The sequence below is a fragment of the Streptomyces sp. NPDC034099 genome, assembly GCF_055575415.1.
In genome coordinates this window covers 1-23,903 of record NZ_JBVISR010000023.1, presented here as the reverse complement: position 1 = coordinate 23,903, position 23,903 = coordinate 1, and the positions used below count along the sequence as shown (strand labels likewise).

15 protein-coding genes are annotated in these 23,903 nt (G+C 72.9%); 5 read left to right on the top strand and 10 right to left on the bottom strand.

Translation table 11 applies throughout. The annotated features are described in order from the left end of the window. Positions 1–267: 267 nt before the first annotated feature. The 3 genes from ACZ56V_RS37445 to ACZ56V_RS37435 form a co-directional block, all read right to left on the bottom strand. Positions 268–1,617 (bottom strand): lysine N(6)-hydroxylase/L-ornithine N(5)-oxygenase family protein, encoded by a 1,350-nt coding sequence (locus ACZ56V_RS37445; RefSeq protein WP_468948138.1) that lies wholly within the window; start codon positions 1,615–1,617, stop codon positions 268–270. A gap of 77 nt (positions 1,618–1,694) precedes the next feature. Continuing rightward, positions 1,695–2,531 (bottom strand): dimethylargininase, encoded by an 837-nt coding sequence (gene ddaH, locus ACZ56V_RS37440; RefSeq protein ID WP_356370303.1) that lies wholly within the window; start codon positions 2,529–2,531, stop codon positions 1,695–1,697. Positions 2,532–2,880: 349 nt separating this feature from the next. Then, entirely contained in the window at positions 2,881–4,116 is a 1,236-nt protein-coding gene (locus ACZ56V_RS37435) for an arginine deiminase (protein WP_468948136.1), read from the bottom strand. Positions 4,117–4,390: 274 nt separating this feature from the next. On the opposite strand from ACZ56V_RS37435, the gene ACZ56V_RS37430 reads away from it, so the two are divergent. From ACZ56V_RS37430 to ACZ56V_RS37415, 4 genes are all read left to right on the top strand, one after another. After that, on the top strand, positions 4,391–5,044 hold the full coding sequence (locus ACZ56V_RS37430; RefSeq protein ID WP_398918641.1) for an FMN-binding negative transcriptional regulator: 654 nt from the start codon (positions 4,391–4,393) through the stop codon (positions 5,042–5,044). A gap of 8 nt (positions 5,045–5,052) precedes the next feature. Further along, positions 5,053–5,181: a hypothetical protein gene (locus tag ACZ56V_RS37425; protein WP_274543299.1), complete on the top strand. Its 129-nt coding sequence runs from the start codon at positions 5,053–5,055 to the stop codon at positions 5,179–5,181. A 61-nt stretch (positions 5,182–5,242) separates the two neighbouring features. After that, the gene (locus tag ACZ56V_RS37420; RefSeq protein WP_398918639.1) at positions 5,243–6,673 is read left to right on the top strand and encodes a serine hydroxymethyltransferase; all 1,431 of its coding nucleotides are present in this window, start codon (positions 5,243–5,245) and stop codon (positions 6,671–6,673) included. Beyond that, positions 6,670–12,753 carry an amino acid adenylation domain-containing protein gene (locus ACZ56V_RS37415; RefSeq protein ID WP_468948133.1) on the top strand — a complete coding sequence of 2,028 codons (6,084 nt, stop codon included), beginning with the start codon at positions 6,670–6,672 and terminating at the stop codon, positions 12,751–12,753. The genes ACZ56V_RS37420 and ACZ56V_RS37415 overlap by 4 nt, the downstream gene beginning before the upstream one ends. A gap of 374 nt (positions 12,754–13,127) precedes the next feature. On the opposite strand, the gene ACZ56V_RS37410 is transcribed toward ACZ56V_RS37415, so the two are convergent. From ACZ56V_RS37410 to ACZ56V_RS37400, 3 genes are all read right to left on the bottom strand, one after another. After that, on the bottom strand, positions 13,128–14,003 hold the full coding sequence (locus ACZ56V_RS37410; protein WP_104636546.1) for a DUF4097 family beta strand repeat-containing protein: 876 nt from the start codon (positions 14,001–14,003) through the stop codon (positions 13,128–13,130). Between the two features lie 91 nt (positions 14,004–14,094). Further along, positions 14,095–14,883 (bottom strand): ABC transporter permease, encoded by a 789-nt coding sequence (locus ACZ56V_RS37405; RefSeq protein WP_356368789.1) that lies wholly within the window; start codon positions 14,881–14,883, stop codon positions 14,095–14,097. Further along, positions 14,880–15,869, bottom strand: a complete 990-nt coding sequence (locus ACZ56V_RS37400) for an ATP-binding cassette domain-containing protein (protein WP_356368791.1) — start codon at positions 15,867–15,869, stop codon at positions 14,880–14,882. The genes ACZ56V_RS37405 and ACZ56V_RS37400 overlap by 4 nt, the downstream gene beginning before the upstream one ends. 130 nt (positions 15,870–15,999) lie before the next feature. Here ACZ56V_RS37400 and ACZ56V_RS37395 point away from each other — a divergent pair, with 130 nt between their 5' ends. Beyond that, on the top strand, positions 16,000–16,731 hold the full coding sequence (locus ACZ56V_RS37395) for a TetR/AcrR family transcriptional regulator C-terminal domain-containing protein (RefSeq protein ID WP_467378550.1): 732 nt from the start codon (positions 16,000–16,002) through the stop codon (positions 16,729–16,731). A gap of 183 nt (positions 16,732–16,914) precedes the next feature. On the opposite strand, the gene ACZ56V_RS37390 is transcribed toward ACZ56V_RS37395, so the two are convergent. From ACZ56V_RS37390 to ACZ56V_RS37375, 4 genes are all read right to left on the bottom strand, one after another. Next, positions 16,915–18,105 carry a cytochrome P450 gene (locus ACZ56V_RS37390; RefSeq protein ID WP_468948130.1) on the bottom strand — a complete coding sequence of 397 codons (1,191 nt, stop codon included), beginning with the start codon at positions 18,103–18,105 and terminating at the stop codon, positions 16,915–16,917. Continuing rightward, positions 18,102–19,310: a cytochrome P450 gene (locus tag ACZ56V_RS37385; protein ID WP_467378554.1), complete on the bottom strand. Its 1,209-nt coding sequence runs from the start codon at positions 19,308–19,310 to the stop codon at positions 18,102–18,104. Before ACZ56V_RS37385 ends, ACZ56V_RS37390 begins: the two co-directional genes overlap by 4 nt. Positions 19,311–19,374: 64 nt before the next feature. Further along, a complete protein-coding gene (locus ACZ56V_RS37380) occupies positions 19,375–19,593 on the bottom strand; it encodes an MbtH family protein (protein WP_467378556.1) in 219 nt (72 codons plus the stop codon). Continuing rightward, a partial coding sequence (locus ACZ56V_RS37375) for an amino acid adenylation domain-containing protein (protein WP_468948127.1) occupies positions 19,590–23,903 on the bottom strand: 4,314 nt, incomplete at its 5' end. The genes ACZ56V_RS37380 and ACZ56V_RS37375, both read right to left, overlap by 4 nt.

The following is a 23,903-nucleotide window of genomic DNA, read 5'->3' as shown; positions in this document are numbered from 1 at the left end:
CTCTATCAAAGGAATATCGGTCCAGTTTTGGCCCCGGGCCGCCCCACGCCGCCAGGGCCGCTGCCAGGCCCGACGCGGTGCTCCGCAGGTGCTTGCAGAATGAATCTACCGCGCCCGGGAAAGAATCCACCAGGATGAAAACCCTCTGCTCCCGGGAGGTTTTCCGGAATTCCGGCGGGATGCCTCGCGGTAATGGCGGACTGGCCGCACGCAAACGGAACGACCGCCGACGTCCGGCGGTCGTTCCGGGGGCCTGCGCGGCGCGGATCAGCCGCTCCGCTCCGCCACTCCCAGCGCCCCCGCGTGCGCCAGCTCCCGCGGCGCGCGGTCCCGGATGATCGAGTCCGCGATCTCGCCGCTGCGCACGGCGATGTTGGACAGCAGCGACGAGGACAGGCCGTGCGTGTGCTCCGTGCCTCCCTGGAGATAGATGCCGCAGGTCACCTCCGGCGTGGTGACCAGCCGGTAGTCGCGGGTCACCCGGTGGTGGCCGCTCTCGTCGCGCAGGCAGTGCCGGTCGAGGTCGCCGAGCAGCTCGGCCGGGTCCATGGTGTCGTAGCCCGTGGCGAACACGATCGCGTCCACGTCGAGCCACTGCGGCCCCCGCCCGTGCGACGAGGTGAGGTGCACCCGGCGCGTGGCGCCGGTTCCCTCGACGGAGCGGACCTTGGTCAGGTTGAGGTAGTGGAACCGGCGGGCGCCGGCCACGTCCTCGTCATAGGCGATCTGGTAGAGGTGCCGGATGTCGGCGTCGTCCACCACCCCGTAGTTGGTGTTGCGGTGGTAGCGCCAGAAGGCCTCGCGGCCGGTGTCGTCGCCGAAGTAGTAGTCGTCGACCGCCGCCGAGTCGAAGATCTGGTTGGCGAACGGGGTGTCGTCGGCGACCGAGTAGCCGTACGCCGGGAGGATCGCGTGCACCTGGGCGTGCGGGAGGCGCTCGTGGAAGAACGCGGTGATCTCGGCGGCGCTCTGGCCGGCCCCCACCACCGCCACGTTCCGGAGGCTCTCGGCGTCCGTGCGGCCGTAGCGCTCCAGGAACTCCGAGCTGTGCCAGACGCGCTCGTCGCGCCGCACGCCCTGGGGCATGCGGGGGCGCAGGCCCGTGGAGACGACCACGTTGCGGGCGTTGACCTGCCGGGACGTGCCGCTCAGGGTGTCCTGGATCTCCAGTTGCAGATGGTCGCCCGCCACGTCCCGCAGGTGCTCCGGCGCCTGACGTATCGCGGTGACCGCGCTGCCGTAGGAGACGACGTCAGACAGGCGCGACTCCGCCCACTCCAGGTACTGGTGGAACTCGCGCCGGGTCGGGAAGAACTCCTTGCGGTTGACGAACTGGGCGAGCCGGTCCTGGTCGTGCAGGAACGACACGAAGCTGAACCGCGACACCGGGTTGCGGAAGGTGACCAGGTCCTTCAGGAAGGAGATCTGCATGGTCGCCGACGGCAGCAGCATGCTCCGGTGCCAGCCGAAGGACGGCTGGCGTTCGAAGAACGCGGCGGTGACCGGGGCGGACAGGACGTTGGCGGGGTGCTCCTCGAGGGAGATGGCCAGCGACAGGTTGGCCGGACCGAAGCCGACACCGACCACGTCGTAGGTCTCGGGTTCACGAAGACTCATGGTTGTACTCCCGCTTGCGTGTTGACGGTGACTTGCCGTGACTGGGCGTGACGTGCCGGTTGGTGGTGGTGCACGGTTCAGGCTCTGGTCCGGTGGCGGATCTCCAACGTGCAGCACTTGACGCTGCCGCCCGCCTTGAGCAGTTCGGAGAGGTCCACGCCGACGGGCCGGAACCCGCGGCCGCGCAGCTGCCCGGCCAGCCGGGTCGCGGTGTCGGGCAGGAACACCCGCAGCCCGTCGGAGACCGCGTTGAGGCCGAAGACCTCCGCGTCCTCCTCCCCGACCAGGACCGCGTCGGGGTAGAGCGCGCGCAGGACGTCCAGGCTCCGCGCGGAGAACGCGCCCGGGTAGTACATGACCTCGGTGTCGGAGAGCACGGCCAGCGCCGTGTCCAGGTGGTAGAAGCGCGGGTCGACCAGGGTGAGGGTGACCACCTCGCGGCCCAGGGCGCGGGCCAGTTCGGCGTGGGCGCGCGGATCGGTGCGGAAGCCGGTGCCGGCCAGGATCCTGTCCCCGAGGACCATGTAGTCGCCCTCGGCCTCGTTGACGTACTCGGCGGTGTGCACCCGCGGGTAGCCGCGGGAGGTGAACCACTCGTGGTACGCCGCGGCCTCCGCGGCGCGTTCGGCGTGCCGGAACCTGGCCACCAGCACGCGGTCGTCGACGACGGTGGCGCCGTTGGCGGCGAACACCATGTCGGGCAGGCCCTCGACGGGGTCGATCACGTCGACGGTGTGGCCGTGCTCCAGGTAGAGCCGGCGCAGCGCGTCCCACTGCTCGACCGCCAGGTCGGTGTCGACCGGCTTGCCGGGGTCCATCCAGGGGTTGATCGCGTAGGTGACGTCGAAGTACGTCGGACGGCACATCAGGTAGTGGCGGGGAGTGGCCTCGCGGCCGGCCGTTGACTGGGACAAGGCCCTGCTTCCTCTCGGTCGGTGGAGCGTCTGGAACTCGGCGGGGCTGCGTCCGTACGGCCCGGTGGGACCGGTGGACGCGGTGGCTCGGTGGGGCCGAGGGCCCGCACCCTGTGGGTCGGGGGTGAGGACCCGGGCGGGGCCGGGGCCAGGTGGGCCGGTGGGTCGGTGGCACGGGGCACGGGGCTCGGGGCTCGGGGCTCGGATGGGGCAGGGCTTGCCGCAAGGTCCGGGGCGCTGGGCCGGGTGGGGTCCCGGGGCTGGGCCTTGGGCGGGGACGGGCGCCGGGCCCTGCGCGGGTCCGGACCTTGGGCGGGGACGGGCGCCGGGCCCTGCGCGGGGCCGGGCGTCAGGCGGCGTCGCGTTCGACGGGGCAGCTCATGCAGCGGGGGCCGCCGCGGCCGCGGCCGAGCTGGTCGCCCCGGATGCGCAGCACCTCGATGCCGTTGTCCTCCAGCATCCGGTTGCCGGCCTCGTTGACCTCGTAGGCGACGACCGTGCCGGGCGCGAGGGCCAGCAGGTTGCAGCCGTCGTTCCACTGCTCGCGCTGGGCGGCGTAGGAGTCCTGGGACGTCTGGAGGACCCGGACGGCGTCCAGCTCCAGGGCCGCGCCGACGGCGGAGAAGAAGTCGGGGTTCTCCGTGACCTCGGGTGCGTCGCCGGGGCCCGGGGTGAGCGTCCAGGAGCGCAGGGCGCGGGGGCCGAGGCCGGAGAACAGGGCGAAGGCGTCGGTGTCCACCATGGTGAGCACCGTGTCCAGGTGCATCAGCGCACGGGCCTTGGGCAGTTCCACCGCGATCACCCGCCGTGCCGAGCCCGCCCGGAACATCCGCCGCGCCAGGATCTCGACCCCGGCCGGAGTGGTGCGCTCGCCGAGGCCGACGAGGACCGCGCCGTTGCCGATCACCTCGACGTCGCCGCCCTCGATGGCGGCCGGGGCCATGGCCTCGCCGTCGATCCAGCGGTGCGCGCGGGCCTCGGCGAACATCGGGTGGTAGGTGTACACGGCCTCGTAGTTGACGGTCTCGGCCTTGCGTCCGGCCTTGGCCATCGGGTTCACCGAGACCCCGTCGTAGACCCAGCAGCTGGTGTCCCGGGTGAACAGGGAGTTGGGCAGGGGCGGCAGGATGAAGTCGTCGTCGGCCAGGAGGTCCAGGCCGAGGGAGCGCAGCGGGGGGTGCCGCTCGCCCAGCGCCGTCGTCAGTTCCCGCTTGTTCAGGCCGCCCAGCAGGTGGGTGGCCAGTTCGTGCGGGCCCATCGCGGCCAGTACCGCCCGGGTCGCGGCGGCCAGGCCGGCACCGAGGTGGGGCTGCCGGTCGTCCAGGACGCGGTCGAAGAGGAAGTCCACCGCCTCGTCGAGCTTGACCGTCTCGGCGAGCAGGTCGTGCAGGAGATGGACGGTGACGCCCCGCTCGCGCAGGAGTGCCTGGAAGGCCCGGTGCTCCTCCTGGGCGCGGGCCACCCACACGACGTCGTCGAAGAGCAGCTCGTCCTTGTTGGCCGGGGTCAGCCGCTCGAAGTCCAGGCCCGGTTCGTGCAGGACGACCTGCTTCAGCGCGCCGACCTCAGAATTCACATGGAACATGTTCTCTCCTGATCTCGAGCCTGGGCAGTGACTACTCGGCCTGCAATGTTGCCGCCGCTTCTTTCCTTTTCGTTATCGAACTCTTTTCGGCCAGCTGGGCGACGATTTCCGGACGAGATCATTCAGTCCCGTTTCGCCGCACCGCCGGCCAGCGCCGGCCGCACCCGGGGTGCTTTGTGCGAAACCGGATCGATAACGACCCGAAAGCCTCCGCGGCTAGCTTCCTGGACACCGCGAAGCGCAGCTCACGCCGTAGCCGAAAGGAGCGGTAACGATGTTCGTCCCACCGCCCTACCGGGAGCCCGAGAACTCCTGGCTGCTGGACCTGATCCGCACCAGCCCGCTCGCCCTGATGGTGTCGAACGGCGCCCGTGACGGCAGCCCGTTCGCCACCCACCTGCCCGTGATCCTGGACCCGGAGATCGACGGCCCGCACGCCGACGACCTGTCAGGCACCACCCTGTACGGCCACATGAACAGGGCGAACCCGCACTGGGCCGCCCTGGAGACGGGCAGCCCGGCGCTGCTGACCTTCGCCGGGCCGCACGCCTACGTGTCGCCGACGGTGTACGAGAAGACGCCGGCCGCACCGACGTGGGACTTCACCTCGGTGCACGCCCACGGCACCCTCGAAAAGATCGAGGAAGAGGCGCCCGGCGAGCAGACGCTGCACGTGGTGACGTCGACGGTGCTCGCCTTCGAGAAGGAATTCGGCGCCGACTGGGACATGACCGAGTCCCTTTCCTATTTCCGGCAGATCCTGCCCGGTGTCGGCGCATTCCGTTTCACCGTCACCGGCGCCAACGGAATGTTCAAACTCAGCCAGGAACAGGGCCGTGAGGTACGCGAGCGCGTGCACCGGTCCTTCGCCGAGCGCGGCTGCACCCGGCACCGCGCCACCGCCGAACTCATGAGCAGGCTGCCGTGATTTCTCCCATGATCGATCTGGGTTTCCGCCACACGTCCCTGACCGCCGCCCGGCTCATCTCGTCGGGCCTGCGCCGGGTCTCCCGCCGCCGGGCCGAGCGCCGTTCCGCGCCCGCGCGCCGCGCGGACACGCGCTGACGGCCCGAGTCCCGTCCGGCCCCCAGCCATCCACCCACGAGTGTGAGACGAGGTACAGCCGATGACCCATCGGACCGTGACCGCACCGGAACCGACCGTCGTGCCGGGCGAGCGGCCCCCGACCGGAGCGCAGGCGGAGCTGCTGCGCACCGGCATGGACACCCTGCACCACGCCGACCCCGAGCTGGCCGCGCTGCTGGACGCCGAGGTCGAGCAGCAGAACTCCACCCTGGCGATGATCGCCTCGGCGAGCACCGCCGACCCCACCGTCCTCGCCGTGGGCGGCGCGGCCCTGTCGAACGTGACGGCCGAGGGCTACCCGGGCGCCCGGTACCACCCCGGGGCGCGGCAGTTCGACGAGGTGGAGCGGCTGGCGGTGGAGCGCGCCAAGCAGCTCTTCGGCGCCCGCTACGCCAACGTCCAGCCGCACTCCTGCTCCTCCGCCAACCTCGCGGTGCTGTCCTCGCTGCTGCGCCCCGGCGACACGCTGCTGGGCCTGGACCTCGACGCGGGCGGCCACCTCACGCACGGCTCCCGGGCCTCGGTGAGCGGCCGCCACTACCGCGCGGTCTCCTACGGCCTGGACGACCGGGGGCTCATCGACTTCGCCCAGGTCGCGGAACTCGCCCGGGAACACCGGCCGCGGGTGCTGATCGCCGGCGCCAGCGCGTACCCGCGCACCGTCGACTTCGCCCGGTTCCGGGAGATCGCCGACCGTGTGGGCGCGTACCTGCTCGCGGACATCTCCCACATCGCCGGGCTGGTCGCCGCGGGTCTGCACCCGAGCCCCGTCGACGTCGCGCACCTCACCACGACCAGCACCTACAAGCAACTGGGCGGCCCGCGCGGCGGGCTGATCCTCGCCGGGCGGGACTTCGACGCCCCGGGCCCCGACGGACGCACCCCGCTGCACCGGCTGATGCAGCGGGCGGTCTTCCCGCAGTCCCAGGGCACGCCGAGCCCGGCGTCGATCGCGGCCAAGGCCCGCGCCTTCGCGGTGGCGGCCGAACCCGCGTTCCGGGAGACGGCCGAGCTGATCGTGGCCGACGCCCGGGCGCTCGCCGCCGAGCTGTCCGCCCTCGGGCACCGGATCCTGACCGGCGGCACCGACAACCACATGGTGCTGATGGACGTCACCGGCACCGGTCTGACCGGAGTGACCGCCGAGCGCGCGCTGGAGGAGTGCGGGATCCTCGCCAACCGCAACCGCATCCCCGGCGACACCCGGCCGCCGCTGGTCACCAGCGGACTGCGGCTGGGCACCAACATCCTCGCCCAGCGCGGGATGGGACCGGCGCAGATGCGGGCCTGCGCCCAGCTGCTGCACCTGGTGCTGACCGGCACCGACCTGGTCTCCGACACCGCCTACCGGATCGATCCGGCCCTCGTCACCACCGTCCGCGAGGAGGTCCGGTGGCTGTGCGCCCGCAACCCCCTGCCCATCGACACCGACGCAAGCGCCCCGGTTTCCCTGATCGGAGTCGGACCATGACCCCAGACCACGCCCTCGCCCCCGCCACCGGAACCCTGCCGGTGACACCCCCGGCCAACCCGTCCCTGACCACCGCAGCCCTGGTCGGCGCATCCCTGGGCGCAACCCGGGCAGACGCGCCCCCGGCCACCGTGCCCACGGTCACCGCGCCCGCGCCCGCACCCGCACCCGCACCCGCACCCGCCGAGGGTTCGAGCCGGCCTCCGGTCCTGCTCCCGGCGGACGCCCCGCGGCGCCCCGGTGCCGTCCCCTGGGCCTCGGTCGTGCTCGACGCCCCGCTGCCCTCGGGGGCGGACCCGGGGCTGGCGGCCGCCGCGCTCGCCGCGCTGCTGTACCGCTGCACCGGCCAGGAAGACATAGCCCTGGCCGGCCCGGACGGCGAGCTGCGGTTCCGGGTCACCGACGGGGCGACCCTGCGGGACCTCGCCGTCGGCGCCACCCGTACGGCCGCCACCGGCGGTACGACGGTGGCCTTCGCCACGGGCACCGACCCCGCCCCGTACGGCGCGCCCTTCGAGCTGGTCGTGTCGGTCCAGGGCGACACGGTCCGGCTGCGCCACGACCCGGAGCTGTTCGAACGCGCCACGGCGGCCCGGCTGCTGAGCCACTACGGCACGCTCCTGGCCGACGCGCTGGCACACCCCGCGCGTCCGGTGAGCCGGCTGCGGCTGCTCACCGACGCCGAGCTGCGCACCACGCTCGTCGAGTGGAACGACACGGCCACCGACCTGCCCGCCCAGGGCTGCCTGCACGAGGCCTTCGAGGCGCGGGCGGACGCGACGCCCGAGGCGGTGGCCGTCGTACAGGGCGCCGACCGCCTGACCTACGGCGAGGTCAACGCGGCGGCCAACCGCCTCGCCCACCACCTGCGTTCCCTCGGTGTCCGACCCGACGACCGGGTCGGGCTCTGCCTGGACCGCTCGGCCCAGCTGCTGGTGGCCGAACTCGCGGTCCTCAAGGCGGGCGGCGCCTATGTGCCGCTCGACCCCGACTACCCGGCATCGCGCATCGCCACGATGGTCACCGGCACCTCCTGCGCGGTCATGGTCAGCCGCACGGACCTCACCGGCAACCTGCCCGGGACGGACGGCACCCCGCTGGTGCTGCTCGACCGGGACGCGGACCTGCTGCGCGCGTTGCCCGACCACAACCCCGGGCGCCTCGCGGGCCCCGACCACCTCTGCTACATCATCCACACCTCCGGCTCGACCGGCGCACCGAAGCCGATCGCGCTGCGCCACCGCGGCGTGCTGAACAACGTCGCCGACCTCAACACCCGTTACGGCGTCGGCCCCGGCGACGCCGTGCTCGCGCTGTCCTCGCCGAGCTTCGACATGTCGGTGTACGAGTTCCTGGGCCTGACCGCCGCCGGCGGCACCGTGGTGGTGCCGGACGCCCGCCGTGCCAAGGACCCGGGGCACTGGGCGGAGCTGCTGGTCGCCGAGGACATCACCGTCTGGAACTCCGCGCCGGCGCTGCTGGGCCTGCTGACCGACCACCTGGAGCAGACCGGCGCCGAGCCGCTGCCCCGGCTGCGCCTCGCGCTGCTCGGCGGCGACTGGGTGCCGGTCACCCTGCCCGAGCGGGTGGCGGCGCTCGCCCCCGGGCTGCGGTTCGTGGTGATGGGCGGGGCCACCGAGTCGTCGATCCACTCCACGGTCTTCGAGGTGGACAAGAGCGACCCGGAGTGGACGAGCATCCCCTACGGCCGCCCCATGGCCAACCAGCGCTGCTACATCCTCGACGACGCGATGCAGCCCGTGCCCCCCGGAGTGCCGGGCGAGCTGTACCTGGCGGGCACGGGGCTGGCCCGCGGCTACCTGGACCAGCCCGAGCGGACCGCGGAACGGTTCCTCACCTGGTCGTACGGCGACGTGGTGCGCGACGAGCGCCTGTACCGCACCGGTGACGCCGCGCGGTTCGGTCCCGACGGTCTGATCGAGCTGATCGGACGCAAGGACTTCCAGGTCAAGATCCACGGCCTTCGGGTGGAGCTGGGCGAGATCGAGAGCGTGCTGCGCTCCCACCCGGACGTGCGGCAGAGCGTGGCCGTCGCCCGCGACAACCGCCTGGTCGCCTACGTGGTCGCCGAGGACGCCGAGCACGGCGGCAGGGTCGACACCGGCGCCCTGATCGACCTGGCCGCGCGCAGACTGCCCGACTACATGGTCCCGGCGGCCGTCGTCGCCCTGGAGCGGCTGCCGCTCACCCCGAACGGCAAGCTGGACCGGCTGGGGCTGCCCGAGCCGGAGTTCACCACCGCCGAGTACCGGGCGCCCCGGAGCGCCGAGGAGCGGGTCCTGACCGCCGTCTTCGCCGAGGTGCTGCACCAGGAGCGGGTCGGCGTCGACGACGACTTCCTCGTCCTGGGCGGTGACAGCATCCGGGCCATCCAGGTCGTCACCCGGGCCCGGGCCCGCGGCGTGGAGGTCACCGCGCCGCTGGTGCTGAAGTGCCGTACCGCGGCCCGGCTGGCGGCCGTGGCCACCGGCACGGACTTCACCGCGGAGCTGCTGCCGTCGGCTCCCCTGGCCGACCCGGAGTCCGCGGAGTTCCAGGCCTGGAAGGGGCGTTACCCGGGGCTGGCCGACATCTGGCCGCTGACCGCGCTGCAGTCCGGGATCCTGTTCGAGTCCGCGCTCAGCGACACCGGTTACGACGCCTACCAGATGCAGACCGTCTTCCACCTCTCCGGCCCCGTGGACGCCGGACGGATGCGCGCGGCCGGCCAGGCCCTGCTCGACCGGTACGCCAACCTGCGCGTCGCCTTCGTCCCGGACGCCGACGACACGCTGGTCCAGCTGGTGGTGGACGGCGTCGAACTCCCCTGGCGCGAACTCGACTTCGGCGCGCTGTCCGACGACGACCGCGAACGGGCGATGCGGGAGTTCCTGGCCGAGGACTACGCCGACCACTTCGACCGCACCCGCCCGCCGCTGCTGCGCCTGACGCTGGTCCGGCTCGGCGAGGAGCGCCACGACGTCGTCCTCACCACCCACCACGTACTGATCGACGGCTGGTCCGAGCCGATCCTGATGCAGGACCTGCTGCGCCTGTACGGGTCCGGCGGCGACGCCTCCGCCCTGCCCGCGGTACGCGGGTTCCGGGACTTCCTCGCCTGGCTGGACCGGCGGGACCGGGACGCCTCGGCCCGGGTCTGGGACGAGGAGCTGGCCGGTCTGGACGGGCCGACACTGCTGGTGCCGGGCGCCCCCCGGGTCGCCGCCCGCGGGGCCGGGGAACGGGCCGTCGCGCTCACGCCGGCCGAGGCCCGCCTCCTCGGCCGGCGCGCCGTGGAGCTGGGCGTCACCGTCAACACGCTGGTGCAGGGCGCGTGGGCGGTGCTCCTCGGGGCTCTCACCGGCCGCGAGGACGTGGTGTTCGGCGCGACCGTCTCCGGCCGTCCCGGCGCGCTGCCGGGCGTGGAGTCCATGGTCGGCCTGTTCATCAACACGCTGCCGGTGCGGGTCCGCTGCGCGCCCGGGGACACCCTGGCCGGTCTGCTGACCGGACTCCAGTCCCGCCAGGCGGCGCTGCTCGACCACCATCACCACAGCCTGTCCGACCTGCACCGGCAGACCGGCCTCGACGCCCTGTTCGACACCCTGGTGGCGTTCCAGTCGTACCCGGTGGACCGGGCGGGCATCACCGAGGCGAGCACCGCGGCCGGCCTGGAGGTGACGGGCGTGGACGCCGAGGGCGCGGCCGGTTATCCGCTGGCGCTGATCGTGGAGACCGACCCGGGGCTGCGGCTGACCCTCCAGTACCACCGGGAGATCCTCGCCGAGGACGCGGTGGAGGCCGTCGCCGCCCGGCTGCACCAGGTGCTGTGCGCGCTCGCCGAGGACCCCGCGCGGCGGGTCGGCGCGCTGGACCTGCTGACGGCGCCGGAGCGGGAACGGCTCGACGGCGCACGGCACGGGCACGCGGCGGTGCGCGCGGAGGAGGCGCCGCCGCGGGAGCCGCTGCCGCCGCTGGTCGAACGCTGGGCGCGGGACACTCCCGACGCCGTGGCGGTGACCTCGGAAGGGGTCTCGCTGAGCTACCGGGAGCTGAACACGTGGGCGAACCGGCTCGCGCACCAGCTGATCCGGCACGGGGTGGGTCCCGAGTCCGTGGTCGCGCTGGACGTGCCGCGCTCCGTGCAGTTGGCGGTCGCCGTGCTGGGCGTGCTCAAGTCCGGCGCCGCGTTCGTGGTGGCGGAGCCGGGCGACGCACCGGTGCCCGTGGCCGAGTTCGTGCGGCGCTCGGACGTGGACGAACTCGGCGCGCAGCCCTCGTACCCCTCGGACGACGCGGACCCGACGCGGCGCGAGCTGCGGGCCCCGCTCGACCCGCGGCACCTGGCCTGGCTGCGCCGGCCGTACGCGGCCGACGGCGGCCCGGAGGCGGTGGCGGTGGACCACCGGTCCCTGGTCGAGGGCGCGCGGCGGTTCGCCTCGGTCGCGGGCCTGGCGTCCGGCACCCGGCTGCTGGCGGCCTCGCCGCACGACGACGCGATGCTGTTCGAGGTGGTCGCGGCGCTGGTCAGCGGCGCCGGGGTGAAGGTGCCGACCGAGATCGGCACGTTCGGCCGGGACTGGGGCTGGACCGGTGACGTGATCGCCACGGTCGCCCCGTTCTTCACCGAGGCCCTCAACCGCGCGGGCCGTGCCCTGTACGCCGGCACGGTGGTCCTCACCGGGGACACCCTGCCCGAGGCACTGGTGCGGCGGGTGCGGGAGCTGATCCCGGGGGCGCGCGTGGTGGGTGCGTACGGCCCCGCCGCGACCGGTACGGCGCTGCACGTCCCGGACGCCGCCACGCGCGTGCTGCCGGCCGGTTCGGCCCGGGCGTACGTGCTGGACTCCGCGCTGCGGCCGGTCCCGGCGGGCGTGACGGGTGAGCTGTACGTCGGCGGTGCGGTGGCCCGCGGGTGGCCCGGGCGGGCCGGTGGGACCGCGCTGCGGTTCGTGCCGGACCCCTTCGGACCGGCCGGGGCCCGGATGTACCGCACCGGGGACCTCGCCCGGCGGTGCGACGACGGTGCGCTGGAGTACGCCGGACACGGCGGGCCGTGGGCCCGGGTCGGCGGGCGGCGCGTCGCGGTCACCGAGGTCACGGCCGCGCTGGCCGCGCATCCCCAGGTCGCCCACGCCGTGGCGGTGGTCCGCGAGGACGCCGGTCCGGACGGCGCGGACGGGGTCGTCGGCTATGTCTCGCCGGTGCGCGACGGCCGGGTGGACGCCGGGCAGGTACGGGAGTTCGTCGCCGGGCGGCTGACGGACGCCGCCGTGCCGGTGACGGTGGTGGTCCTCGACGAGCTGCCGCTGACACCGGCGGGTGCGGTGGACCCGGCCGCGCTGCCCGCGCCGGTCGACGCGGCGCCCGCCCCGGCCGACGGCGGCGCGCCCGCCCCGACCGCGCAGCAGGAGGCGCTCTGCGAGCTGGTCGCGGACGTCCTCGGGGTGGAACGGGTGGGCCTCGGGGACGACTTCTTCGCCCTGCGCTGCAACTCCCTCAAGGCCACCCGCATCATCGGCCGGATGCGCCGCACCCTCGGTGTCGAGGTCACCATCCGGCAGCTCTTCCAGTACCCGAACGTCGCGGACCTCTCCGCCCACCTGCGGCCCGCCACCGCCAAGAGCCGCCCGAGCCTGGGCGGCACGCTGCGGCGGGCGGGGCAGCGGGACGGTGAGGGCGCCGCGGCGGTGGCCCGGCAGATCCGCCAGAAGACGAAGGAACAGGTGACGGTCATGCGTGAGAACGCCAAGCAGGACGCCCGGCAGCTCAAGGAGCAGCTCGTCGGGCAGACCCGGGACCAGTACGGGGCGGACTTCCAGGCCCGGCTCATGGAGGACGTGGAGGAACGGGTCCGCGCGGGGATGCAGCACGGGTCGGGCCGGCCGAAGGGGCGGGACGCCAAGGAGACGCAGAAGCTGCTGAAGCGGATGCTGGAGCGGTTCGGCGACCAGGTCCGCGACGCCGGCCAGGACCGCGTCCTCACCGAGGACGACCTGGCCAAGGCCCAGGGCCTCCTCAACACCACGGCCGAATCCCTCTCCGCCCTGTTCCGCACCACCCCCCCGAAGGCGGGCTGACCTTCCCCTCGTCAGCCCCCGCCCCCGGCCCCCCGCATCCGCGGGGGGCCGGGGGTTTTCCACTGCACGCCGCCCGGCCTGGGGCGGGGGCCGCGACAGGGTGGAGGCGGGCCACGGGGGCGATGGGGAGGCCCCGGTGCGGACCGCGCGGAACGCGGAGCAGCTGGGCCCGGCAGGAGTCGCGGAGCAGGGACGGCGAGGGACGCGCACCGCCCGCACCGTGCCCGGCCGCGGCAGGCGCCCCGCCCCGCACTGCCCGGCGTACGACGCGCGCCGTCCCCGTCGTGGCGTCGCGCAGGGTGGGCTGTGCGGGGCTGGAAACGCCTCCGCCCCCGCCCTGGGGTGCGGGGCGGGGGCGGTCGGTGGAGGTGGGGTCAGGGCCAGCTCTCGCCGTCCAGGTCGTAGGAGGTCCGGCGTACGACGATGTCGCCGATGATGGTGTGGGCGTGGATGCGGACGGCGTCGGGACGGTCCGCGGAGGTGCCGGCGACGATGAGGTCCAGGGAGCGGTAGACGGTACCGACGTGCGAGTCGAGGTCGAGCAGGGTCGGCACGCCCAGGGCGACGCCGACCTCCAGCTTGCCGGACGCCGTCTCCAGCACGAGGGGCCCGCGCGTGGTCTCGTCGATGCGGATGTCGCCCTGCGAGGCCCGCGCCTCCACCTCGGCGTGCGCCCGCCCGATGTGCAGGTCGCCGCTGTCCGCGTACACGCGTACGTTGCCCCTGGCCTCGCCTATCTCGGAGTTGCCCTTGGTGCGGTTGAGCTGGACGGCCGCGTCGGCGACCCGGATGTGCACGTCGCCGCCCTCGGCCAGGGCCTCCACGTCGCCGTGGGCGTGCGCCACGGTGACGTTGCCGAGGATCGAGGTCAGGTGGAGCGGCCCCGCCTGCTCCACCTCGATGTGGCCGCAGTCGGTGCTGAGCCGGCACTCCCCCAGGCGGCCCACGCACACGAAGTCGGCGGCCAGCGCGTCCCCGCGGACCCGGGAACCGGCCGGCAGCCCGATGTCGATGACCACCGCGCCGCCGCCCAGCGCGAATCCGCGCGGGTTGGGCGCGCTCACCACGAGTTCTCCGGCCGTGAAGGAGACGTGGGCCTGCTGCGCGGTCGCCACGTCGCGCGGGTCGGAACGGTCGTTCGGACGCACCTCCACCACCGTGTCGGTGCGGGCGCCCGCGGCGATGCGGACGCTGCCGACGTTCAGCTCGATGGTGGCCAGGATCGGTTGGGGTGTCTCGAATTCCGGCATGACGAACCCTTTGGCGGATGGCAAGCAGCCCGTGGACACGCTGGGGTGCCACGGGCTGCGGGGGATGACTCGGCGGACGGGTGTCGCGCCGTCAGTTGGTGCGGTCCTTGTTGAAGTGCTTCATGGCCCAGACGAAGCCGAGGAGCGTGAGGCCGGCGCACCAGGCGACGGCGATCCACGCGTTGTTGCCGATCTCGGTGCCGAGGAGCAGTCCGCGCAGGGTCTCGATCATCGGCGTGAAGGGCTGGTACTCGGCGAAGTAGCGCAGGCCGGTCGGCATGGTGTCGGTCGGCACGATGCCGGAGCCGACGAAGGGCAGCAGGATCAGCGGGAAAGGGGCGTTGCTGGCCGCGTCCAGGGTCTTCGCGGCGAGGCCGAAGGCGACGCCGAGCCAGGTCAGGGCGAGGCTGGCGGCGGCGAGCAGCGCGAGGGCCGCGAGCCACTCGACGGCGGTGGCGTTGGGCCGGAAGCCCATGGCCCAGGCCACCGCGAGGACGAGCGCCATGCTGGTGAGGGTCTGCAGGACCGAGGAGATGACGCGGGCGATGAGGATGGCCGGGCGGAAGATGGCCATCGTCTTGAACCGCGCGATGATGCCCTCGGTCATGTCCACGGAGGTGGACACGGCGGTGCCCAGGGAGCCGGTGGCGGCGGTCATGATGATCAGACCGGGCAGGACGTAGTTGACGTAGTCGTCACCGCCGCCGAGGGGGGCGACGCCCTCGCCCAGCACGTTGCCGAAGACGTAGACGAACAGCAGCAGGAACAGGACCGGGATGCCGACGATCGACAGCGCGGTGGTGGGGTAGCGCAGCTGGTTCTTGATGTTGCGGCGCAGCAGGGTGGCGGAGTCGGCGACCGCGTAGGTGACGGTGCTCATACCAGGGCTCCATTCTCGGTGTCGGCGCCGACGGTGCCGGCGGGCTCGCTCTTGCTGGTGTCGGGGGTCTGGCCGGTCAGGGCGAGGAAGACGTCGTCCAGGTCCGGGGTCTTGAGCGACAGCTCGCCGACGGTGGTGACGTCGAGCCGGGCGAGGACGCTCTGGACGGCGGCGGCGCTGCCGTCGCTCGGCACCCGCAGCGTCATCGAGTCCTCGTCGCGGGTGAGCGGGGTGCCGTCCAGTGCGGCGGCGGCCGTGGCGAGCGCGGCGGTGCTGGTGAACCGCAGGTCGATGCTGCCGCCGGGGATCTGCCGCTTGAGCTGCTCGGGAGTGCCCTGGGCGACGAGCCGGCCGCCGTTGAGGACCGCGATGCGGTCGGCGAGCTGGTCGGCCTCCTCCAGGTACTGGGTGGTCAGGAACAGGGTGACGCCGTCGGCGACCAGGTCGCGCAGCAGGTCCCACATCGCCCGGCGCACCCGCGGGTCCAGTCCGGTGGTGGGCTCGTCCAGGAAGATCACCCGCGGTGCGCCGACCAGGGTCATCGCCAGGTCGAGGCGCCGCTTCATGCCGCCGGAGTAGGTCAGCACGGGCTTGCGCGCCGCCTCCACCAGGTCGAACTGCTCGATCAGCCGGGCGCAGCGCTCCTTGGCCACGCGCTTGTCCAGGTGCCACAGCCGGCCCATCAGCGCGAGGTTCTCCTCCGCGTTCAGGAAGGGGTCGACCGCGGAGAACTGTCCCGTGACGCCGATGCTGCCGCGGACGCCGTCGGGGTCGGCCGCCAGGTCGTGCCCGGCCACCGTCACCCGGCCCTCGTCCGCCTTCAGCAGCGTCGAGAGGATCTTCACGGTCGTGGTCTTGCCCGCGCCGTTGGGACCCAGGAGCGAGAACACCGATCCGGCCGGGATCTCGAGATCCACTCCGTCCAGTACCCGGTGCTCGCCGTACGCCTTGCGCAGACCGACAACCGAAATCGCCGTACTCACCATCTCAATCCTCCTCACTGACTTGCACGCCGTTCAAGTCCTCACCGTAGGGGCGACTTGCACAGTGTGCAAGTGCCGTTCCGGATCTGACTTGAACTTTGTGCAATCCGAATTTCTGATCTAGCCTGAGCTCATGCCCCGTGACACGCTGACCCGCGAACAGATCGTGCGCGCAGCCATCGAGCTGCTGGACGCCGAGGGTCTCGAGGGTCTGAACATGCGTAGTCTCGGCAAGCGCCTCGACTCGGCGGCCACCGCCGTGTACTGGCACGTGAAGAACAAGGACAACCTCGTCGTCCTGGCCGGGAACGAGGTGTGGAACGAGGTCGGGCTACCCGACCTGGACACCGTTGACTGGCGCACTGCGGCGGCCACGATGGCCGGTGACCTGTACCGCATGGTCACGAAGCACCCCTGGCTGGTGATGGCCTTCGCCTCGCAGCCCCTCCACGGGGAGAACAAGGCCCGCCACGACGACCACAGCCTGGCGGTCTTCGAGAAGGCGGGTTTCGTCGGTGCGGAGGCCGACCAGGCGGCGGCCACGGTCTTCACGTTCGTGCTCGGCCACTCCATCGGCCTGTCGGCCACCCTGTCGGTGAACCGGCGTCTGACCAATGCCGGCCGCAACGCCCAGGAAGCGATCAGGGAGACGATGGCGCAGGCGACGGAGATCGCGATGGGCTTCCCCCGGCTGCGCTCCCGCGTCGACTCCTATGCCGGCACCGAGTACGGCGCCGCGCCCGAGCACAGCTTCGAGTTCGGCCTCCAGGCCATCCTGGACGGTCTCGAGCGCCGGCTCGGCAGCCGGTCGCTGTCGCTGCCGGACCGGGCCGGCGCGCAGGACCTGGACCGCGTCCATCGGTGACTCCCGTCGGTCGGTGAGGGGCTCGGCCCTCCGGGTTTCGGTTCCCGCGGCATCTGTCGCCCCGGTACGACCACGACGTTATGGGGTCCGCTTATCGGTGCCTTATCGACGCGCTATCGGGCCCCGGACGTGCGAGGTCCCCGCCGGTGGCTCCGACGGGGACGGGGGGGCGGGTGCCGCGGGTCAGGAGGTGCGCACCGCCAGGGAACGCACTCCGGTGAACTCGGGCGAGCCGAAGAAGACCGGCGGGACGTCCGGGTCCACCCGGAGCGTCGGGAAGCGGTCCAGGAGCAGGTTGAAGACCACCCGGGTCTCCACCCGGGCCATCGCCGCGCCGATGCAGTAGTGGGCCCCGCGCCCGTATCCGACGTGCTGGTTCGGGGCGCGGCCCGCGTCGAAGGCGTCCGCGTCGGGGAACTGGCGCGGGTCGCGGTTGGCGGCGCCCAGCTGGATGCTGACCATCTGGTCCTTGGGGATCTTCACCCCGCCCACCTCGACGTCCACCTCGGTGGCCCGGTAGGAGGTGGTGGCCGGCGTGAAGTACCGCATGACCTCCTCGAACATGCTCGGCACCAGCGAGCGGTCGGCCCGCACCCGGGCCGCCTGGGCGGGGAAGGACTCCAGGCAGAGCATGGTGTTGCCGATCAGGATCGGGCTGGTGAGGTGGCCCGCGCCCAGCACCGCCACGGCGAAGTTGATGATCTCGTCGCGGGCCATCGGGCTGCCGTCGAGGTAGCGGAACTCCAGCATCAGGCTGAGCAGGTCCTGCCGGGGCTCCTTGGCGCGCTCGTCGATGATCTCGCCCAGGAAGTCGCGCAGCGGCAGCAGCGGGCCGAGCAGCGAGTCGAAGTACTCCTCGCCGCCCTCGCCGACCGTGCTCATCTGGACGTCCGCGTCCATCGTCTGGTCGACGGCCTTGAACATGTGCCGCTGCTCGGGCGGCGTGCCCAGCAGCTCGCTGAAGAGGATGCCCGACAGGTCGTCGATGAAGTCGCCCAGCAGGTCGAACCGGTCCCGGCCGGCCAGCGGGGCCAGCAGTTCGTCGCCCAGGCCGGTGATCCGGCCCTCCAGGTCCTCCATCCGCTTGGGGCTGAAGGCCCGGCCCACCTGGCGGCGCATGTGGATGTGCTCGGGCCCGTTCATCTGGGCCATGTCGCCCTTGATCAGCCGGGCCTGCTCCTCGTCCACGTCGAACAGGCGGGTGGAGTCGGCGGAGAACGACTCGGAGTCGTTCAGGACCTCCAGCACCTCCGGGTACCCGGCGACCTGCCACACGCCGAGCGCCTCGTCGAAGGCGACCTTCCGGTCCGGCAGCCGCCCGCGCAGCCAGTACTTGTCGGGACCGAGGCCCCAACGGTCCGCGAAGTCGGTCACCGGGCCCCGCCCCGCCCGGTCAGGACGTGCATCGAGCGCACGCCCACCATGTCCTCCGAGGGGAAGAACGTCGTCGGCCGCTCGGGGTCGGACCGGAAGTCCGGGTAGCGGTCGAGCAGGGCGTTGACGGCTATCCGCCCCTCCAGGCGGGCGAGCCGGGCGCCCAGGCAGAAGTGCACGCCGTGCCCGAAGACGACGTGCGCGTTGGGGGTGCGCTCCGGGCGGAACTCGTCGGGGCCGTCGAAGCGCAGCGGGTCGCGGTTGGCGGCGCTCACCCACGGCAGGATCATCTGCTCGGCCGGGATGGTGACGCCGCCGAGCTCCACCTCGCGGGTGGTGACCCGGGACAGGGTCGCGGCCGGCGGCAGCAGCCGCAGCGCCTCCTCGATGGCGCCCGGCACCAGCGAGCGGTCCTCGCGCACCCGGTCCCGCTTGGCGGGCTCCGTGTCCAGGCACGCCATGGTGTTGCCGACCATCATCGTGCTGGTGATGTGCCCGGTGATCAGCAGGACGTTGGCAATGTTGACGATCTCGGTGTCGGTGAGCCGGTCGCCCTCCTCCTCGGCCTGGGTGAGGTAGGTCAGGAGGTCCTCCCGGGGGTTCCTCCGCCGCTCCACCACCTGGCCGAGCATGTAGTCGAGCAGCGGCTGGAGGCGCTTCTCCGCGTCGTGGATCTGCTCCTCGATCCCGTCGCCGCCGGCGACGAAGTCGATGCCCGCCATGTTCTCGATGATGTCGAAGGCCGCGCCCTTGAACAGGTCGAAGTCCTTGCTGTCGATGCCGAGCATGTCGGCGATCACCCGCACGGGCAGCGGGTAGGCGAGGTCGGCGACCAGCTCGAAGGAGCCCTTCTCGTCGACCGCGTCGAGCAGCTCGCCGGTGATCTTCCGGATGGCGGGTTCGAGGTTGGTCACCACCCGCGGGGTGAAGGCACGTCCGATGAGCTTGCGGTACTTGGTCTGCTCCGGCGGGTCCATCTGGGAGATGTCGCCCTGCTGGAACTTCTCGTCCACCTGCACGGCGGCGTAGGCGGCGGTGCGGGCGGAGAAGGTCTCGTGGTCACCGAGTACCTGCTCGACCTCGGCGAAGCCGTAGACGTTCCAGGCGCCGAACGCCTCGCTGAACTCGACGGGCTTGTCGGGCCGGATGCCGCGCAGCCAGGGGCTGTTGGGGTGGAAGTTCCACCGCTCGACGACTTTCGACATGGCGAAGTTGATTCCTCTCGCTGGTGTCTGTGCGCTGGTGTCGCTGCTCGCTGGTGTCGCTGCGCTACTTCTCCGCGGCCATGGCCGCCCGCAGGCTTCTGGGCCGCAGGTCGGTCCAGTTCTGCTCGACGTACTCCAGGCACTCGGCGCGGCCCGCCGGACCGAAGACGGCCCGCCAGCCGGCCGGCACGTCCGAGAAGGTCGGCCAGAGCGCGTGCTGGTCCTCGTCGTTCACCACCACCTGGAACTGGCCGCTCTCGTCGTCGAAGGGGTTGCTGCTCATATGTCGAATCTCCGTTTCGTCTCCCGGCCGATGAGCCGGCAGATCTCGTCGGCCGACGCGGCGTCGATCAGGTCGTGGTGGGTGCTCTCGATGTCGTACTGCGTGACGGTCCCCGTGATGTACGGCCCCCACAGGTCCCCGTAGCGGGCGTCCGGGTTGGGCACCGCGTTGAAGAACAGCGCGTCGCCGTGGAAGACCGGTGAGGTGAACTTGGGCGTCAGCGAGGTGTGGTTGACGATGACCCGGACCGCGTCGTCGAGGAACGCCTCGTGATCCCCGGAGCCGACGCCGCTGGTGAGGTGCTCGCGGAAGTACTCCCGCAGCGCGGCCGGGGCCGGGGCAGGCTGGGTCGCCAGGTAGTCGCCGGGCACGCTGTCCAGCAGCACCAGGAACGCCACCTCGTGGCCGCGTTCCTGGAGCCGGGCGGCGACGGCCTGGGCGAGGGTGCCGCCGATGGAGTACCCGGCCAGGTGGAACGGGCCCTCGGGCTGGACGGCCAGGATCTCCCCCACGTAGTCGAGGACCATCTCGTCCAGCGACTCGGGCAGCCGGGCCGCCCCGTCGAAGCCCTTGGCCTGGATACCGTGGATCGTCCGGTACTGGGGCAGCCGGCCGCCGAAGCCCAGGTAGGGCCAGCAGATGCCGCCGCCGGGGTGCACGAACCACAGCGGCGGCCCGTCGGCGCCCGCGGCCCTGCTGCCGCCGCCCTTGATGGACAGCACCGGGGCGAAGGGGTCGCCGGACAGCCCCGAGTCGCCCTCCGCCTCCAGGAACGCGACCAGTTCGGCGACGGTCGGCGCGTCGAAGACGGCCCGCAGGGGCAGTGCGACGCCGAGGACCATCCCGATCCGGCTGATCAGCCGGGCGGCGAGCAGCGAGTGCCCGCCGCGGGTGAAGAACGAGTCGTCGATGGTGACCGAGTCGAGGCCGAGCACCTCGGCGAACAGACCGCACAGGATCTCCTCGCGGGTGGTGCGCGGCGCCCGGCCGGCCGACTCGCCCGCGTAGTCGGGGACGGGCAGCGCCCGCTTGTCGAGCTTGCCGCTCAGGGTCAGCGGCACCTCGTCGATCAGTGCCAGCGCGGCCGGCACCATGTGCTGCGGCAGCCGCGCCCGCACCAGTTCGCGCACCTCGGACACCAGGTCCGGGTCGCCGGCCCGGTCCGCGGTGGGCACCAGGTAGCCGGCCAGCCGCCGGTCGCCGCCGCTGCCGTCGACGATCACCACGGCCTGGTCCACTCCCGGATGGGCCCTCAGCCCCGCCTGCACCTCGCCCAGTTCGATGCGGAAGCCGCGGATCTTCACCTGGTCGTCGGCCCGCCCGTGGAAGACGAGCGCGCCGTCGGCGGTCCACGCCACCACGTCACCGGTGCGGTACATCCGTTCGCCGGGCCCGCCGAACGGGCAGACCACGAAGCGGGCGGCGGTCACCGTGGGCCGGCCGACGTAGCCGCGGGCGAGGCCGGGACCGGCGATGTACAGCTCGCCGGGCACCCCGGCCGGGACCGGACGCAGCGCCGCGTCGAGCACGTACAGCCGGGTGTTGTGGATGGGCGTGCCGATCGGGAACACGCGGTCGTCGGCGGTCAGCGGGGCGCTCATGGTGGCGCACACGGTGGTCTCGGTCGGGCCGTAGACGTTCATCATCCGGCGGCCCGGCGCCCACTGGGCGACCAGTTCGGGCGACGGCGCCTCCCCGCCGACCAGCAGCGAGACCACGCTGCTCAGCGACCCGGCGGGGAGCGCGGCCAGCATCGACGGCGGCAGCATCATGTGCGTGACCCGGTGCCGGTCCACCGTCGCGGCCAGCGGCGGGCCGGGCGCCAGCTCCTCCTTGTCGGCCAGGACCAGGGTGGCGCCGGACAGCAGCACCGTGAACATCTCGCACAGGGAGACGTCGAAGCTGGGCGAGACCAGCTGGAGCATCCGGCTGCCGGCGTCCACCGCCATCCGCTCGACGTGCGCGTCGACCAGGCTCGCCACACCCCGGTGGGTGACCACCGTGCCCTTGGGCAGGCCGGTCGAGCCGGAGGTGTAGATGACGTACGCGGCGCTGTCGGGGCTGCTGCCCCGGGCCACGCGCGGGACGTGCCCGCCGCCGGACGGCACCCGGTCCACCCGGACCGTGGCCAGGCCGTGCCCGTCCGTCACCGCGGCCGCGGAGGCGTCGACCACCGCGAGCCGGGCGCCGGAGTCGGCCAGCATGTAGGCGATCCGCTCGGCCGGGTAGGTGTGGTCGACCGGCAGGTACACCCCGCCCGCCTTGGCCACGCCGAGCAGGGCGACGACCAGGTCGGGGGAGCGGCGGGTGGCCACCGCCACCACGGTCTCGGCGCCCACGCCCCGCTCGCGCAGCGCGTACGCCAGCCGGTCGGCGCGCTCGTCGAGTTCCCGGTACGTCACCCGCCGGTCCTCGAAGAGCAGGGCGGTGGCGTCGGGCGTGGCGGCGGCCCGGCGTTCGAACTGGTCCGCGACGGTGCCGGGAGCCGTCGGTGCCGCCGTGTCGTTGAAGCCGTCGAGCAGCCGACGCCGCTCGTCCTCGGGCTGGAGGGCGACGGCGGCGAGGGGCACGTCGGGGTCGGCCGCGATCCGGGTGAGCACCCGGCCGAGCCGGTCCGCGATGCCCTCGGCGACCGCCGTCTCGAAGTGGTCCTGCTGGTACTCCATGACGACGTGCAGCCGGTCGTCGGCTGCGGCCGCGATACCGAGCGGGTAGTGGGTGCCGTTGCCGGTGCCGACACCGGTGATCGCGACGCCGCCGTTGGCGTCGGCGTCGGCGAGGCCGTCCCGTTCCATCGGGAAGGACTCGAAGACCACGACGGTGTCGAACAGCGTGGTGAGACCGGCGGTCCGGCAGATCTCGGTGAGCCCGACGTGATGGTGGTCCATCAGCGCGCTCTGCCGGTCCTGGAGCGCGGTGAGCACCTGGCGCAGGCTCTGCCAGGGCGACAGCTCCGCCCGTACCGGCAGGGTGTTGATGAACAGGCCGACCATGGACTCCACCCCGGGCACGGCGGGCGGCCGGCCGGAGACGGTGGTGCCGAACACCACGTCCTGCCGGCCCGTGATCCCGGCCAGGACGACCGCCCAGGCGCCCTGCACCAGGGTGCTGAGCGTGACGCCCAGCTCGGCGGCGACGCCGATCAGCGCACGGGCGGTCTCCGGGGCCAGCGGGATGTCGGCCTGCCCCACCCGCCGCGCGTCGGCCCGCACGCTCGTGTCGGTCACGACCAGCGTCGGTTCCTCCACCCCGGCCAGCTCGGTCCGCCAGGCCCGGTCGGAGGCCGCCGGGTCCTGCTCCGACAGCCAGCGCAGGAAGTCGCCGTACCGGTGGGCCCGCGGCAGGACGGAGGGGTCGCCCCCGGAGCCGTACAGCCGCAGCAGCTCGCCCATCAGGGTGCTCAGCGACCAGCCGTCCAGCAGGGCGTGGTGCGAGGTCAGCACCAGCTGGGCCTCGTCCGCTCCGGTCAGCGCGAGGCTGATCCGCAGCAGCGGGGGCCGGGCCGGGTCGAAGTGGTCGGCCTCGTCCTCGGCGAGCAGCCGCCGCAGGGCCTCGGCGCGCGCGGTGTCGTCCAGCTCCCGCAGATCGGCGAGGAGCCAGGGCAGTTCGACCTCGTCGAGCACCAGCTGCACCAGTTCGCCCGCCCGGTCCGACACGAACGCGGTGCGCAGGTTGGCGTACCGGTCGAGCAGCGCCTGCCCGGCCGCCCGCATCCGCTCGGGCTCGACGGCGCCGGACAGGCCGTAGACGACCTGGACGTGGTAGGCGTCGTACGAGGAGTCCGCGAGCATCGACTCGAAGAGCAGGCCGTGCTGGAGCGGGGTGAGCGGCCAGACGTCCGCCAGGGACGGGAAGCGTGCCTCCCAGCGTTCCAGTTCGCCCTGGCGTACGGCGACCAGCGGCACGTCGGAGGGGGTCAGCCCGCCCGCGCCCGGCCGGGCGGCGTGCCGGGCGAGACCGGTGAGGGCGGTGCCCCACAGGTCGGCCAGCTCGCCCACCTCGTCGCGGGAGAGCACCCCGGTCGGGAAGCCGAAGCGTATGGCGAGCGCCGGGCCGTCCTCGGTGTCCGTCACCGCGGCGTTGATCTCCAGGGTGGACATCACGGGCATGTCGGCGTCGGGGACGGCGATCAGCTCGTTCATCCCCGGGGTCTGGCCGAAGCCGAGCCCCCGCAGCTCCTCGGGCATGTCCGTGCCGGCCGAGAACTGGCCCAGATAGTTGAAGGCGATCTGCCCGGTCGGACGCCCGGCCAGAACGGCCGCCGTCTCCTGGTTCAGATACCGCAGCAGACCGTGCCCCATGCCCTTGTC

What these genes read in the sequence shown, in the direction of transcription:
- ACZ56V_RS37445 (WP_468948138.1), bottom strand. Translation starts at nt 1,617, where the DNA reads ATGAGTCTTCGTGAACCCGAGACCTACGACGTGGTCGGTGTCGGCTTC.
- ACZ56V_RS37435 (WP_468948136.1), bottom strand. Translation starts at nt 4,116, where the DNA reads ATGTTCCATGTGAATTCTGAGGTCGGCGCGCTGAAGCAGGTCGTCCTG.
- ACZ56V_RS37430 (WP_398918641.1), top strand. Translation starts at nt 4,391, where the DNA reads ATGTTCGTCCCACCGCCCTACCGGGAGCCCGAGAACTCCTGGCTGCTG.
- ACZ56V_RS37425 (WP_274543299.1), top strand. Translation starts at nt 5,053, where the DNA reads ATGATCGATCTGGGTTTCCGCCACACGTCCCTGACCGCCGCCCGGCTC.
- ACZ56V_RS37420 (WP_398918639.1), top strand. Translation starts at nt 5,243, where the DNA reads ATGACCCATCGGACCGTGACCGCACCGGAACCGACCGTCGTGCCGGGC.
- ACZ56V_RS37415 (WP_468948133.1), top strand. Translation starts at nt 6,670, where the DNA reads ATGACCCCAGACCACGCCCTCGCCCCCGCCACCGGAACCCTGCCGGTG.
- ACZ56V_RS37410 (WP_104636546.1), bottom strand. Translation starts at nt 14,003, where the DNA reads ATGCCGGAATTCGAGACACCCCAACCGATCCTGGCCACCATCGAGCTG.
- ACZ56V_RS37405 (WP_356368789.1), bottom strand. Translation starts at nt 14,883, where the DNA reads ATGAGCACCGTCACCTACGCGGTCGCCGACTCCGCCACCCTGCTGCGC.
- ACZ56V_RS37400 (WP_356368791.1), bottom strand. Translation starts at nt 15,869, where the DNA reads ATGGTGAGTACGGCGATTTCGGTTGTCGGTCTGCGCAAGGCGTACGGC.
- ACZ56V_RS37395 (WP_467378550.1), top strand. Translation starts at nt 16,000, where the DNA reads ATGCCCCGTGACACGCTGACCCGCGAACAGATCGTGCGCGCAGCCATC.
- ACZ56V_RS37385 (WP_467378554.1), bottom strand. Translation starts at nt 19,310, where the DNA reads ATGTCGAAAGTCGTCGAGCGGTGGAACTTCCACCCCAACAGCCCCTGG.
- ACZ56V_RS37380 (WP_467378556.1), bottom strand. Translation starts at nt 19,593, where the DNA reads ATGAGCAGCAACCCCTTCGACGACGAGAGCGGCCAGTTCCAGGTGGTG.